This is a genomic window from Novosphingobium sp. BL-S-32 (genome assembly GCF_056857055.1).
In genome coordinates this window covers 3,268,363-3,281,772 of the sequence record NZ_CM166476.1, presented here as the reverse complement: position 1 = coordinate 3,281,772, position 13,410 = coordinate 3,268,363, and the positions used below count along the sequence as shown (strand labels likewise).

The following is a 13,410-nucleotide window of genomic DNA, read 5'->3' as shown; positions in this document are numbered from 1 at the left end:
TCTTGCATCGGATAGGTCATATCGGGTGGCATCTGCTTGCGTGTAAGCGTGATCGCAAAAAGAACAAGCGGGGTCCCCGCCTTCGCGGGGACGACGGGGTGTTTTGGTTCACCCCCATCTCCTCCCCTGCAAGGGGAGGTGGCAGCGCGAAGCGCTGACGGAGGGCTATCACCGCTGGCGTGGAGGGCATGATCCTTCGACAGGCTCAGGATGACCCTTCGACAAGCTCAGGATGAGCGGAGGTTGATCCAATAGATGGCATGCTCGGGGAACGAACAACATCCGATCGGGCGAAACGGTCCGGAAAGCAGCCCTCAACCGGCCGCTACCCGGCCTCCGGCTTCTCCGCCACGGTCCACGTCTGCCCCTTGCCCAGCAGCTTGCCGAGATCGGCGGTCTTGCCCGCAACCAGCTTCGCGCGCTCCTCGATCACGGCGCTTTCGAATGTCGGCGCCGGATCGTCGTAGATTACGCCCAGCGCCATCGGGAACGGGCCGAAGGGCATCTCCACCAGCATATGCGCGAGGCCCCGGTTCCGGACGTTGTGCACTGCCACGCCTGCCGCCTGCCAATCGCCATCCGCCACATCGACGACCTTGAGCGACAGCGTATCCATATCGAGCGCGAGGCCCTTGGTTTCCTTGGCGAACAGCAGCGGTTCACCCTGCCGGACCCAGATCTGGTTGTCCGCCGCCACGGCCTTGGCGACGAAATCGTCGAACCGGTCCTTGTTGTAGACGATGCAGTTCTGGAAGATCTCGACGAAAGCCGCGCCCTGATGCTCGTAGGCCGCCTTCAGCACTTCGGGCAGATCCTTGGACACGTCGTAGCCGCGCGCCACGAAGCGGGCGCCTGCCCCCAGCGCGAAAGCGCAAGGCAGTGCCGGGCGGTCCACCGAGCCGATCGGCGAAGTGGGCGAACTGGTGCCGATGCGGCTGGTGGGCGAGTATTGCCCCTTGGTCAGGCCGTAAATCTCGTTGTTGAACAGCATGATCTGGCAATTCACATTCCGGCGCAGCACGTGCATCGTGTGATTGCCGCCGATCGACATGCCATCACCGTCGCCGGTCACCAGCCAGACGTCGAGGTCCGGATTCGCCAGCTTGATGCCGGTCGCGAAAGCCGGAGCGCGGCCGTGGATCGTGTGGAAGCCGTAGCTTTCGATGTAGTAGGGAAAGCGGCTTGAACAGCCGATGCCGGAAACGAAGACAGTGTTCTTCGGATCGGCGCCGACCATCGGCAAAGTGCGCTGCACCGCCTTGAGGATCGCGTAGTCCCCGCAGCCGGGGCACCAGCGCACTTCCTGATCGGTTTCCCAGTCTTTCAGGGTCGTCGCAATGGGAGTCATGTCATTCATGATGGGTCTCCGCCACTGGCGCTCAGGGCTGTTCGATTTCCGGTGCGGGAAGCTGGCTTTCGTTGACGGGCACTTCGCCGCCCTCATTCTCAGGAATGCCGTCGAAGAACTTGCCGATCGCCTGTTCCAGTTCGGCGATGGCAAAGGGCTGGCCGCTGGTCTTGGCCAGAGGCACCGCATCGATCAGGAACTGGTCGCGCAGCACGGTCTTGAACTGGCCGGTGTTCATCTCCGGCACCAGCACATGGTCGAAGCCTTTCAGCAACGCGCCAAGGTTTTCGGGCAACGGCCAGACGTGACGGACATGGACATGGCTGACGTCCTGCCCTTTCTTGCGGGCGCGGCGGACGGCCTGATGAATCGGCCCAAACGTAGAGCCCCAGCCGACCACCACCAACTTTCCGGTCGCGTTGCCGAGGCACACCTGCTGCGCGGGAATGGCCTTGGCAACACCGTCGATCTTGGCCTTGCGGGCGTCGGTCTGGGCCTGGTGGACATCGGGCGCATAGTCGATGTTGCCGGTATCCACCGCCTTCTCGATGCCGCCGATGCGGTGCATCAGGCCCGGCGTTCCGGGCTTGATCCACGGACGCACGCCCCGCTCGTCGCGCCGGAAGGGCAGGACTTTGCCGTCAGGATCGTTGCTGTCTTCGAGGAACGCGACCGGGAACGGCGTGAACGTGGCCGGATCGGGCACTTTCCAAGGCTCCGAGGCATTGCCGATATAGCCGTCCGTCAGCAGGATCACCGGGGTCATGAAGCTGGTGGCGATGCGGCAGGCCTCTATCGCACATTCGAAGGCATCGGCTGGGGAGCAGGCGGCGATCACCGGCATCGGCGCATCGCCGTTGCGGCCATAGACCGCCTGATAGAGGTCCGACTGCTCGGTCTTGGTGGGAAGCCCGGTGGACGGCCCGCCCCGCTGCGAATTGACGATGACGAGCGGCAGCTCGGTCATGATCGCCAGCCCCATCGCCTCTCCCTTGAGCGCGATGCCGGGGCCGGAGGACGAGGTCACGCCAAGGTGCCCGGCGTAACTCGCGCCGATGGCGGCGCAGATCGCGGCGATCTCGTCCTCGGCCTGAAAGGTCGTGACGCCGAATTCCTTCATCTTCACCAGATTGTGAAGAATCGCCGAGGCCGGGGTGATCGGATAACCGCCGAAAAACATCGGCAATCCGGCAAGCTGCGCACCCGCCACAAGGCCGAGCGACACCGCTTCCGCGCCGGTGATCGTGCGGTAGAGGCCGGGCTCGGAGGGCACCGGGTCGATGTGGAGCTTCCTCAGGGGCCCGGCGAGTTCCGCCGTCTCGCCATAGGCGTGCCCGGCGTTAAGCGCGGCGATGTTGGCATCGGCCAGCACCGGGTTCTTCGCGAACTTGGCCTTGAGCCAATCGACCAGCGGCTGCCGGTCACGGTCGAACATCCAGAGCGCCAGACCCAGCGTCCACATGTTCTTGCAGCGCAGCGCTTCCTTGTTGCCAAGGCCGAAGGGCTTCACCGCCTCCAGCGTCAGCGCCGATATGTCGAAGGCGAGCACGTCCCACTTCGCAAGGCTGCCGTCCTCGACCGGATTGGCCTCGTACTTCGCCTTTTCGAGGTTGCGCTTGTTGAACTCGCCGGTGTCGATCACGATCAGGCCGCCGGGCTTGAGCGCCTGCACGTTGGTCTTCAGCGCGGCGGGGTTCATCGCCACCAGCACGTCGGGCGCGTCCCCCGCGGTGGTGATCTCGCTCGACCCGAAGTTGATCTGGAAGGCGGAGACCCCGAACAGCGTGCCTTGCGGCGCGCGAATCTCTGCGGGGAAATCCGGGAACGTGGCCAGATCGTTGCCGGCGAGCGCGGTGGACAGGGTGAACTGCCCGCCGGTGAGTTGCATGCCGTCACCCGAATCGCCGGCGAAGCGAACGACGACGGCCTCTACGGAGCCATTCTGCTGGGATGCGTCGTGCTGCGACGCCTTTTCGTTAGATGGGCCTTGATCCGACAACACTGTCGCCATCATCGTCCTCCTCCGGGAGTACCGTTCTGATGCCGGCCAATTTGTCTCCCGCGCCCCAGACTATGCCTGCTTAGTAACGGTGCAAAACAGAAAAACTGTCTAAGTCACAATCTCGACCCCCGCTGAATCGTTCCCGGATGGTTAACGGGGGCGGATCGATAAATCCCACTGGCATTGCGCGCGGGCTTGGGCCATTGTGCCGCCCATGCGCTCCGAAACAGCGATCCACGAGCAGATCTCCGCGACGAGCCTCCTCCTTACAATCTGGATACCATCCCGACGATGAATGATTTCGCGTCCCTGCCCTACCGCCCGTGCGTGGGCGTCATGCTCGTCAATGCCGACGGCAAGGTTTTTGTCGGCAAGCGAATCGACACCAAGGAAGGCGACTGGTGGCAGATGCCCCAGGGCGGCGTCGATGACGGTGAAGACCTGAAGGCCGCCGCGCTGCGCGAGCTTTGGGAAGAAACCGGCGTGGCCGAGCAGAACGTCACGTTCCTGTCCCGCACCCGCGAGGAACTGCTTTACGACCTGCCCGACGAGCTGATCGGCAAGCTCTGGAAGGGCAAGTATCGCGGCCAGCGCCAGACCTGGTTCCTGCTGCGCTTCGACGGCAGCGATGACGACGTCAATCTGGAGGCGCACAAGCCCGCCGAATTCAACGACTGGAAGTGGGTCGAGGCGGAACTGCTGCCGGAGCTGATCGTGCCGTTCAAGAAGCGCGTTTACCGTGCGGTGCTGGAAGAGTTCCGCGCTTTGATCTGAATTTTGGCCGGCGTTGGGTGCTGTGATCCTTCGACAAGCTCAGGATGAGCGGGGGTGGGTGCAGGCCTCCCGAGGTTCGGCGATTGGGTTGGGTGGCCACGCCCAGAGGTTATGACAGGCTCAGGATGAGGGGATTGCTCAAGATCCTCATCCTCAGCTTGCTGAGCCCGAGAGCGAAACCGGGCCCGCTCAAGCCGCGCCCATCGAGACCCCGGGCAAACCACCAAGGCCCGCCCAGGCTGAGCCTGTCGAAGCCCTAGCTCAAGCCCGCCCCAGCCCAGCCAAAAACCTCAGTTTTCCGAAACCACCGGCTTGGGCGCCACCGCATCGGCGCTGACCATGCGCGGGGCGCCGGCCTTCGATATCTCCGCCGCCAGTTCCTGCGTTTCCGCGCAGTCCTTGCCGCAAAGCGTCTGCAAGCGGGCGAGATTGCGCCCGGCCTTGTCGGTCGCGCCCTTTTCGGCCAGCGCGATGCCTTCGCCCGCGATCGCTTCCAGATTGCGCGGATCGGACACCAGCGCGACGCGGTAATAATGGAGCGCCTTGCCCTGAAGACCCTGACGGCGCGTGGCATCGGCGAGCGCGAGCAGCACACTCACATCGCCGGGCGCGACAGTCAGCGCGGCTTCGTAGGCATCGATAGCGCCATTGATGTTGCCAGAGGCAACGGCGGTATGTCCTTCATTCAGAAGAGCCGCTGCACGCGGATCGATCGCAACGGCGGGCTGCGAGAAGATGGCGCTGGAAGAAACGGCAACAACGAGAGAAAGGGCAATGGCAACAGGCGTGTAACGCATCAACAGGTCCTTGGCCGAGGGCTTGGTCCTCATCATAGGGCCGACGCTATCACAGCCGCACGAAGCGTGCGACGAAAAAGCCATCTGTCCCGTCGTGCCACGGGGAGAGCCTGAGGCCGCTTCCGCGTGGCGTTCCGGCCGCCAATTCCGGCAGATCGGCACGCCAGCCGGACCGTCTGGCAAGGAATTTCGCCGCCTGATCGGCGCCCTCTTCGTCCAGCAGCGAGCATGTGACGAAGATCAACCGCCCGCCCGGCCGCACCAGCCCCGCCGCCACGTCGAGCAGGCGCGATTGCGTCGATACGTAGCGGGTAAGCTGCGATTCGGTGAGGCGCCAGCGCGCTTCCGGATTGCGGCGCCAGGTGCCGGTGCCCGAGCATGGAGCGTCGACCAGCACGGCATCGGCGGCGCCGACGAAGCGCTCCAGCGCCTCGATCTCGCGCCCAGGATTGAGCAGCACGGTCTCGATCCCGCCCGCCCCTGCACGCTCCGCACGCGGCGCAAGGCGCGACAGGCGAGCGCGGTCGGAATCGCTGGCGATCAGCGTGCCGGTATTCTCCATGGCGGCGGCAAGCGCGAGCGTCTTGCCTCCGGCCCCGGCGCAGAGGTCGATCACGGTCTCGCCCGGACGGGCAGCCACTGCTTCGCAGGTGAGCTGCGAGCCGAGATCCTGCACTTCGATCGCGCCGTCGACATAAGCCGCCGACTGCTCGATGCGGGTTTCGGGCGGATAGCGCAGCGCGTGGGGCAGCACCGTGGCTTTACCGCCTTCGGGCAGCGGCGCAGCGGCGGCGCGCAAGATGTTCACCCGCACGTCCAGCGGTGCGCGGCCCAGCAGCGCCATGCCGTCCACCTCGCTCACCCCGCTTGCGGCGAGGCGGTCCACCAGCCAGCGTGGGGCGAGGCCCTGCTCCGCTGCCTGTTCGGCAGGATCGATGGGGGCCGGTGCGTGCCCGGTGCCGTCAAACAGCGCGGCCAGTTCCGGGTCTTCGGCGGCAACGCGCAACATCGCGGCGCGGCCATCGGCGGGCACTTCACCGCAGGCACGGATGGCGCGGTAGGCCAGTTCGCGCACCGCGCGGCGGTCCTTGCTGCCCGCAAAGCGGCGGGTGCGGAACCAGTCCCCGATCAAGCGGTCGGCGGGCGCACCATTGGCACGCGCCGCCTTGATCACGAGGTCCAGAACCTCGATAGCCGCCTGGACGCGCGCGCCCGGTGTCATGCTTCGATTCCTCCGACGCGATCAGCGCGTCGGGTAGTTCGGAGCCTCACGGGTGATCGTCACGTCGTGGACGTGGCTTTCGCGCAGACCGGCATTGGTGATGCGCACGAACTGGGCGTTCTTGCGCAGATCCTCGACCGTGGCCGAGCCGGTGTAGCCCATCGCCGCCTTGATGCCGCCGACGAGCTGGTGGATGACGTCCTTGGCCGGGCCCTTGTAGGCAACCTGACCTTCGATGCCTTCGGGAACCAGCTTCATCTGGTCCTTGATGTCGCCCTGGAAGTAGCGGTCGGCCGAACCACGGCCCATCGCGCCGACCGAGCCCATGCCGCGGTACGACTTGTAGGCACGGCCCTGGTAGAGGAACGTCTCGCCCGGCGCTTCCTCGGTGCCCGCGAGCATCGAGCCGACCATGATGGTCGAGGCACCGGCGGCCAGCGCCTTGGCTGCGTCACCCGAAGTGCGCAGACCGCCGTCGGCGATCACCGGCACGCCCGACTTGTCGGCCTCTTCGGCGGCTTCCATGATCGCGGTGAGCTGCGGCACGCCGACACCGGCGACGATGCGCGTGGTGCAGATCGAGCCCGGGCCGATGCCCACCTTCACGCAGTCCGCGCCCGCGTCGATCAGCGCGCGTGCCGCTTCGGCGGTGGCGATGTTGCCAGCGATGACCTGTGCCGAGTTCGACAGCTTCTTCACGCGTTCGACCGCGAGCGCCACGTCCCGGTTATGGCCGTGGGCGGTGTCGATCACGACGACGTCGCACTCGGCAGCCAGCAGCGCCTCGGTGCGGGCGAAGCCCTTGTCGCCCACCGTGGTCGCGGCGGCGACGCGCAGGCGGCCCGCGGCGTCCTTGGTGGCGTCCGGGTAATTGACGGCCTTCTCGATGTCCTTGACGGTGATGAGGCCGACGCAGTGGAAGGCATTGTCCACCACCAGCAGCTTCTCGATCCGGCGGGCGTGCAGCAGGCGGCGCGCCTCGTCCTGATCGACGCCGACCTGCACGGTGGCGAGGTTCTCATGCGTCATCAGCTCACGCACCGGCTGCGCCGGGTTGGCGGCGAAGCGCACGTCGCGGTTGGTGAGGATGCCGACCAGCTTGCCCGAATTCTCGACCACCGGGATGCCGCTGATGCGGTTGGCCTGCATGACAGCCTGCGCCTCACCCAGCGTGGCGTCGGGGCTGATCGTGATCGGGTTGACCACCATACCGCTCTCGAAACGCTTCACGGCGCGGACGGCGGCGCACTGTTCCTCGATCGTGAGGTTGCGGTGCAGGACGCCGATGCCGCCGAGCTGTGCCATGACGATGGCCATGTCGGCTTCGGTCACGGTGTCCATGGCCGAGGAGATGACGGGAATGTTGAGACCGATGTCACGCGTCAGGCGGCTGCGGGTGTCTGCCTGGGTGGGGACTATGTCGGACTTGGCGGGACGCAGAAGTACGTCGTCGAAAGTAAGTCCGAGGGGAATGTCCATGTGCGCCACCATTGTCTTGTCGGGGGAGAATCGTGGCGGCCCATGTAATCAAGTGGGGGCGATAGTGCTAGGCCTCATTTTCCCGTTGGCGGATCGGGCGGCAAAGTCCGGGTTGCCGGAGTGGTAGCGCTCCCCGCCGCTCCCCCGGCGGCAGCGCCTGTCACCGCGCTCGCGGGAACCTTCCGGGTATCCGCAAACCACCGGCCCAGCGCGGAAAGCAGCTTCACGTCATCCACCGCCCCGCCCAGTTCGAGCGGATGGGCCATGTGGACCAGATCGTCGCTCGGCCGGTGGTAATCACCGTCGAAGAAGGCCCGCATGCGCGTCATGTCGCCATAGGCGGTCGAGACGAGCACGGCCGGAATGTCGTGCTGGAGCAGAGCCCAGCCATCCTGGCGGCGGACATATTCATTGCCATCGTCGCTGTTGGAAACCTTGAACTTTTCGGACTTGGCGACTTTGGCAATCGTGCCGTCGAGCCCGGTCATGCCGCGCCCGACGATGACGAAGGGCGTGCCATGCGGCGCGATGGCGTTCGAATCGATGTTGAAGGCGGCCACGATCTGGCGCAGCGGCAGCGGCGGGCTCTCGGTAAAGGCATGGGCACCGAGCAGGCCGAGTTCCTCACCCGTGGTGGCGAGGAAATAGACATCGCGGTCCATTTGCGGCCCGCGCGAGAGGCGGCGCGCCACTTCGGTCATCGTGGCGACGCCGCTGGCATTGTCTATCGCACCGTTGCAGATCACGTCCTCGGCCGGGGGCTCGCCGCATTCGCCGAAGTGATCCCAGTGCGCCAGGAACAGCACCGCGCCCGCTTCCGGGCGACGGCCGGGCAGCTTGCCGATCAGGTTGTGGGTGCGGATCGTGGTCTCACGCGTGGTGGCTTCGAGCGAGGCCGTGATGTCGAGCGGGACCGGCGCAAAATCGGACTTTGCCGCCAGCGCCTCAAGCCCGGCAAGCGTATGCGAGGAACCCTTGAGCAGCGCGGTCATCGCTTCGCGCGTGATGAATGCCTCCAGATCGCCGCCCAGCGATTCGTTGGACAGCGCATATCCGGACCGCTTGCGGCGCGCGGAAACCTGATCGAGGCTGCGGTCCCCGTCGAGCACGGTGAGCACGGCGGAGGCGCCCATTTCCAGCAGGTCGTTCTGGCGCTTGCTGTCGGGCGTGTCGCCGTCCAGCACTACCGCGATCCGCCCGGCCAGCTCGGTGCGCGAATAGTCGCGCGCCTTGGCCGTGCCGAGGAACAGCAGCGGCACGTTGCGCACCATGCTGCGCTTGCCCGAGGTCAGCACCAGCACGCCGCTGGGCGAGGTCGGCGCGCGTGCGCCCTTGCGCTGGAACTGCGCCGAGGACGTGGCAGGCTCCCGCGCGACGAGCGTGACCGGGGCGAACCATTCGTGGCCGGGATCGTTGGTGCCCGATGTCATGCCGATGTCGAACCACTGCTTGCCAAGGTAGCGCAGGGTCTTGGCCTCGCCCTGCGTGCCGGGTTCGCGGCCGTCAAAGTCGTCGCTGGCGAGCACTTCAATCTGCGCGTGCAGCCTTGCAGCGATATCCTGATCCGCACGCGAGGATGCCGAATGCGCGACACCGGCGCAGACGAGCGCTCCGCCCAGCGCCGTCACCCCGAAAGTCCGGACCCATTTTCGCCGGACCATGCTCGCCTTGAAACCCCTGCTCATCGTTCCGCATGCATAACCGCGAATTGCGGACCCGGTTAGCGAATCTCGACCAGTGCCCGGAATGGACGCGATTTTTCCTTGCTGCGTGCCTACGGAACCACAGGATACCTTTTCGATTGAACAGGACGGTGCCGCGCGATTAGGCTCGGCCCCACAGGGCAGGTGCGAGAGGACGACAGCGGATGCGGCTCGACAGGTTCAATCCCGACAACATCCGCGTCACGCAAGGCGGCAGTCGCTTTCCCGGTGGCGGCGGCGGCAAGATCGGCTGCGGCACGCTGGTGATCGTGCTGATCGGCATGTTCGTCTTCGGCGTCGACCCTCAGCAGATGCTCGGCACCATCGACAGCGTGCAGCAACAGGAGCCCCGACAAGGCGCTCCCGCGCAACCGGGGCAGCCGCAAAGCGCCGCCCAGATCTGCGGCCAGAACGAATATTCGCTGGAGGCGTGCAACGCGCTGAGTTCGCTCAACCAGACGTGGGAGCAGCCGTTCAAGCAAGCGAACATCGCTTTCGAGCAACCCGAACTGCACTTCTATAACGGCACCGACCGCTCCGGCTGCGGCGCCGCGCAAAGCGCAATGGGCCCGTTCTACTGCCCGGCCGATCAGGGCATCTATATCGACACCAGCTTCTATGATGAGCTTGACCAGAAGCTGGGCGCCAAGGGTGACTTCGCGCGCTATTACGTGGTCGCGCATGAGTACGGGCATCATATCCAGCACCTGCTCGGGCTGGACGCCAAAGTCCGCCGCGCGCAGCAGCAGAATCCCTCGCAGGCCAATGCCTTGCAAGTGCGCATGGAGCTTCAGGCGGACTGCTATGCAGGCGTCTGGGCGGGCAAGAACCGGAACCGCATCGAGCCGGGCGACATGGAGGAAGGGATGACCGCCGCCAGCGCCATTGGCGACGATACGCTGATGAAAAACGCCGGCCAGCGCGTCAGCCCCGAAAGCTTCACCCACGGGTCGAGCGCGCAGCGCATGAAATGGCTCAAGCGCGGCCTCGACAGCGGGAACGAGGACGCTTGCGACACGTTCTCCGACGTGTGATGATTTGACCGACGGGCGGGTGCGACCGATCCTTAGGCTGGGCATGATCCGGACCGCCGTGGTTCCGGCTTCATCAAGGGTCCCAGACCGTTAATCCGGAACGCGCGCCTCTCCCGGCAGACAGGAGACGACCATGCGCCAGGTCTGGACTGCCGCCGCGTTGACCGTGCTGCTCATCGGCTCTCCAGCGGCAGCAAAACAGCCCCAGCGCGCGATCACCGATTCGGAACCAGATGCCATAGACGTCGCCAAGACGCCGGTGACCGACCTCAATCTGGACAGGATCGAAATTCCGCCGCTGCTCAAGGCGGCGATCCACAAGCCCTATGATCTCAGCGGCCTCAAGACTTGCGACCAGATTGCGGCGGCGGTGCAGGAACTCGACACCGTGCTGGGGCCCGATATCGACCTCCCCTCACCCGGGCGTGACATCATCAGCCCCGGCCGCGTCGCCAAGTGGGCGGTCGCGTCGTTCATTCCCTTTCGCGGCCTGATTCGCGAGATTTCGGGCGCCAATGCGCAAGACCAGAGCGTGCTCGCGGCGGCGCGCGCGGGCATTGCGCGGCGGGCTTTCCTCAAGGGCGTGGGCGAGGCCAAGGATTGCAGGTATCCCGCCTCCCCCGCGACGCCTGCGATCATTCAGGCCCGCGCGATGGACACCCACGTACGGCGGGACCGGAAAGGCACGAACAAGGCCGCGAATATCGCCGCTGCCACCCCGGGTCCGATGCTCCCCATGCCCAGCGCCGCAGAGGAAGAGTATCCACACGCCACGCTCATCACCGTTGCGGACACATCATCCAACAGGAAAGGGAACGTGAGCATGGCCCCCGTTCCCTTCACGGCTATTCCAGTCGTTCAGAAGATTCCCTGAGGCGGGCGCTTCCCGGTCACCAGTTGGTGTTGCGTTCGCGATAGGCCTCCGCACGATCGCGTTCGGCTTCGGCCCGATCCCGCTCCGCCTCGGCACGGTCGCGCTCTACGTCGGCACGGGTCTCGATCATTTCCGCATCGAGATCGGCAAGGATTTCGGTGCGCGTCGCGGCATCGAGCCTCTGGTTCGCAGCCACCGCAGCGCGGGCCTTGGCAATGGCCTGCACGGCCGCGTCGGCCGTGTGCTTCGGCGCGCCGGTGCAGATGACCGTCGACGTCACCGTAGCGCCCTGCCCGACCTGCGCCTGAGCGCGGCGGCTGTCGGCGGGGCAGCGGCTGTCGAACGTCATTTTCCTTTCGATCCGCGTCTGGCCATTCCCGTCCCGGCGCACGATGTGGATGACCTGGACTTTCCCGTCGGACGACACCGTCTGGCGGACCTCGGGCACGTTACGCATCGCGTTCGTCACGGTGGCCTCGACATCGCGGCTGATGCTGTCACGCAGTGAAACGGCGGGAGGAGCAGGCGGTGTCGGCGGTACGGGCGGCGCCATCGGCGCGTTGACGGTTATCGCATTAACGGCGGGTGCAGGCGCCGGACTTGCAGGCATGGCCGGTGCATCGGGCGCATTGGGAACATCGGGCACATCGGGATCAACCGCACGGATCGACGGCGCCGCAGGTTCCGGGGGCACGGGAGCCTCTGGCACGGCGGGGACTTCCGGCACTTCCGGCGCTTCCATCGCGGCGTAAGTGACAGTGGCGGTGAACGGTACCGAGACCACTGCGAGCGCGAAGAGACTGCGCGCGGCGACCTTGCGCGCGGGCGAGACTTCAGCCCGGCCGAGTGCCTTCAGGCGCTGGATGATCGGCTTTTCGCCTGACAGCGTTCCCGCCATCGGCGCGGCGAGTGTAAGTCGCGTGGCCGCCGCAAAGCTGGCGATCAGGCGGCCATAGCGCGCCCTCATCTCGCGTCCGCACCCCGCCATGACGCGGGCATCGCACGCGGCTTCCTGATCCGCCCGCAGCGCGCGCCACGCCGCCCAGCCGAGCGGATTGAACCAGTGCAGCGCGAACAGCGGCTGAAGCGCCATGATCGCCAGCAGGTCATTGCCGGCATGGTGCTCCAGTTCGTGCGCGATGGCGAAATCGGACGATTCCGAGTCGACGCTGGCAAGGAAGCCCTGCGGCAGCGCGACCAGCTTTTCGAAGACGCCGAACGCCAGCGGCGCGCCCGCTGCCGGGCTCTCGATGATGCGCACGTCGCCCGAACGGGCCACAAGGCGCGCCTCGGCCAGGATCTCGCGGCGCATCAGGCGATAGTTCCAGATCCGCCAGGCCAGGAATACGGCAGCCCCGCCCAGCCACACGGTCAGCAGCAGCGCGGTCCACGGCACATGTGCAAAGAGGCCCGGATCGGCGACCGGAGTCGCGGCAAGATGGGTGCCGAAATCGGTCGCGGCCGGCTCAGCGGCGGAGGTCGCCTGCGGCATGTCCATCACCGTATCGACCGGAACCGATGCCATCGGGGCCTCAACGGGCACCGCAGCGGCCGTGATCGGCTCCACGCCCAACGAAAGCTGCGGGATCAGCCCGCGCGGCAGCGACAGCGGGGGCAGGACCAGCCGGATCATAGGCAGGGCCCAGAGCGCATAGGCGGCCATCGGGCCGAACAGGCGCGCCACCGGGCGGCGGACCAGCAGGATCAGCGCCATCAGCGCACCGGTCATCACAAGCGTATCGGCAAGCCATGCGATCATGACCTGAGCTCCTTCAGGAGGGCCTCGATTTCGGCGATGTCATCTTCGGTCAGGGCGTCCGCTTCGGCAAGATGCGCGAAGAGCGGCGCGGCGCGGCCGCCGAACAGGCGGTCGACCAGACGGCGGCTCTCGGTGCCGACATAGGCCTCGCGGGCGATCCTGGGCGAATAGAGGAAGCGTTTGCCGTCAGGCTCGGTGGCGACGGCCTGCTTGGCGACGAGGCGGGAGAGCAGGGTCTTGACCGTGGCGAGGCTCCACCCGCGCGGCCCGCAGACCCGCTCGCACACGTCGGCGGCGGTGATCGGGCTGCGCTCCCATAGCGCTTCCATCACCGCGTGTTCGGCATCCGAGATCCGCTCGGGAGAGTTCTCGTTAGGGGTGTCGGGCTCTTCGGCCACGTCGCTCTCCATCGTTTACA

11 protein-coding genes are annotated in these 13,410 nt (G+C 66.1%); 3 read left to right on the top strand and 8 right to left on the bottom strand.

Annotation, left to right across the window (positions count from 1 at the left end):
* Positions 1 to 325: 325 nt before the first annotated feature.
* Both AC1VVK_RS15380 and AC1VVK_RS15375 read right to left on the bottom strand, forming a co-directional pair.
* Positions 326 to 1,357, bottom strand: a complete 1,032-nt coding sequence (locus AC1VVK_RS15380) for a 2-oxoacid:ferredoxin oxidoreductase subunit beta (RefSeq protein ID WP_482903653.1) — start codon at positions 1,355 to 1,357, stop codon at positions 326 to 328.
* Between the two features lie 22 nt (positions 1,358 to 1,379).
* Positions 1,380 to 3,359, bottom strand: a complete 1,980-nt coding sequence (locus tag AC1VVK_RS15375; RefSeq protein ID WP_482905180.1) for a 2-oxoacid:acceptor oxidoreductase subunit alpha — start codon at positions 3,357 to 3,359, stop codon at positions 1,380 to 1,382.
* A gap of 282 nt (positions 3,360 to 3,641) precedes the next feature.
* Between AC1VVK_RS15375 and AC1VVK_RS15370 the strand changes: the two genes are divergently transcribed.
* Positions 3,642 to 4,124 (top strand): RNA pyrophosphohydrolase, encoded by a 483-nt coding sequence (locus AC1VVK_RS15370; RefSeq protein WP_132384788.1) that lies wholly within the window; start codon positions 3,642 to 3,644, stop codon positions 4,122 to 4,124.
* Positions 4,125 to 4,414: 290 nt separating this feature from the next.
* Here AC1VVK_RS15370 and AC1VVK_RS15365 read toward each other — a convergent pair whose 3' ends face one another.
* From AC1VVK_RS15365 to AC1VVK_RS15350, 4 genes are all read right to left on the bottom strand, one after another.
* Positions 4,415 to 4,957: a tetratricopeptide repeat protein gene (locus AC1VVK_RS15365; RefSeq protein ID WP_132384787.1), complete on the bottom strand. Its 543-nt coding sequence runs from the start codon at positions 4,955 to 4,957 to the stop codon at positions 4,415 to 4,417.
* Between the two features lie 13 nt (positions 4,958 to 4,970).
* On the bottom strand, positions 4,971 to 6,143 hold the full coding sequence (locus AC1VVK_RS15360; RefSeq protein WP_482903652.1) for an RsmB/NOP family class I SAM-dependent RNA methyltransferase: 1,173 nt from the start codon (positions 6,141 to 6,143) through the stop codon (positions 4,971 to 4,973).
* Positions 6,144 to 6,164: 21 nt separating this feature from the next.
* Entirely contained in the window at positions 6,165 to 7,622 is a 1,458-nt protein-coding gene (guaB, locus tag AC1VVK_RS15355; protein WP_482903651.1) for an IMP dehydrogenase, read from the bottom strand.
* A 74-nt stretch (positions 7,623 to 7,696) separates the two neighbouring features.
* Positions 7,697 to 9,307, bottom strand: coding sequence for a M28 family peptidase (locus AC1VVK_RS15350; RefSeq protein ID WP_482903650.1), 1,611 nt, complete (start codon positions 9,305 to 9,307; stop codon positions 7,697 to 7,699).
* A gap of 182 nt (positions 9,308 to 9,489) precedes the next feature.
* Here AC1VVK_RS15350 and ypfJ point away from each other — a divergent pair, with 182 nt between their 5' ends.
* Both ypfJ and AC1VVK_RS15340 read left to right on the top strand, forming a co-directional pair.
* Positions 9,490 to 10,359: a KPN_02809 family neutral zinc metallopeptidase gene (gene ypfJ / locus AC1VVK_RS15345; protein WP_482903649.1), complete on the top strand. Its 870-nt coding sequence runs from the start codon at positions 9,490 to 9,492 to the stop codon at positions 10,357 to 10,359.
* Positions 10,360 to 10,492: 133 nt separating this feature from the next.
* Positions 10,493 to 11,233, top strand: a complete 741-nt coding sequence (locus tag AC1VVK_RS15340) for a hypothetical protein (protein WP_482903648.1) — start codon at positions 10,493 to 10,495, stop codon at positions 11,231 to 11,233.
* Positions 11,234 to 11,249: 16 nt separating this feature from the next.
* On the opposite strand, the gene AC1VVK_RS15335 is transcribed toward AC1VVK_RS15340, so the two are convergent.
* Positions 11,250 to 12,992 (bottom strand): M56 family metallopeptidase, encoded by a 1,743-nt coding sequence (locus AC1VVK_RS15335; RefSeq protein WP_482903647.1) that lies wholly within the window; start codon positions 12,990 to 12,992, stop codon positions 11,250 to 11,252.
* Complete coding sequence (locus tag AC1VVK_RS15330) at positions 12,989 to 13,402, bottom strand: BlaI/MecI/CopY family transcriptional regulator (protein WP_132384782.1); 414 nt, start codon at positions 13,400 to 13,402, stop codon at positions 12,989 to 12,991. Before AC1VVK_RS15330 ends, AC1VVK_RS15335 begins: the two co-directional genes overlap by 4 nt.
* Positions 13,403 to 13,410 lie beyond the last annotated feature (8 nt).

What these genes read in the sequence shown, in the direction of transcription:
- AC1VVK_RS15380 (WP_482903653.1), bottom strand. Translation starts at nt 1,357, where the DNA reads ATGAATGACATGACTCCCATTGCGACGACCCTGAAAGACTGGGAAACC.
- AC1VVK_RS15375 (WP_482905180.1), bottom strand. Translation starts at nt 3,359, where the DNA reads ATGGCGACAGTGTTGTCGGATCAAGGCCCATCTAACGAAAAGGCGTCG.
- AC1VVK_RS15370 (WP_132384788.1), top strand. Translation starts at nt 3,642, where the DNA reads ATGAATGATTTCGCGTCCCTGCCCTACCGCCCGTGCGTGGGCGTCATG.
- AC1VVK_RS15365 (WP_132384787.1), bottom strand. Translation starts at nt 4,957, where the DNA reads ATGATGAGGACCAAGCCCTCGGCCAAGGACCTGTTGATGCGTTACACG.
- AC1VVK_RS15360 (WP_482903652.1), bottom strand. Translation starts at nt 6,143, where the DNA reads ATGACACCGGGCGCGCGCGTCCAGGCGGCTATCGAGGTTCTGGACCTC.
- guaB (WP_482903651.1), bottom strand. Translation starts at nt 7,622, where the DNA reads ATGGACATTCCCCTCGGACTTACTTTCGACGACGTACTTCTGCGTCCC.
- AC1VVK_RS15350 (WP_482903650.1), bottom strand. Translation starts at nt 9,307, where the DNA reads ATGAGCAGGGGTTTCAAGGCGAGCATGGTCCGGCGAAAATGGGTCCGG.
- ypfJ (WP_482903649.1), top strand. Translation starts at nt 9,490, where the DNA reads ATGCGGCTCGACAGGTTCAATCCCGACAACATCCGCGTCACGCAAGGC.
- AC1VVK_RS15340 (WP_482903648.1), top strand. Translation starts at nt 10,493, where the DNA reads ATGCGCCAGGTCTGGACTGCCGCCGCGTTGACCGTGCTGCTCATCGGC.
- AC1VVK_RS15335 (WP_482903647.1), bottom strand. Translation starts at nt 12,992, where the DNA reads ATGATCGCATGGCTTGCCGATACGCTTGTGATGACCGGTGCGCTGATG.
- AC1VVK_RS15330 (WP_132384782.1), bottom strand. Translation starts at nt 13,402, where the DNA reads ATGGAGAGCGACGTGGCCGAAGAGCCCGACACCCCTAACGAGAACTCT.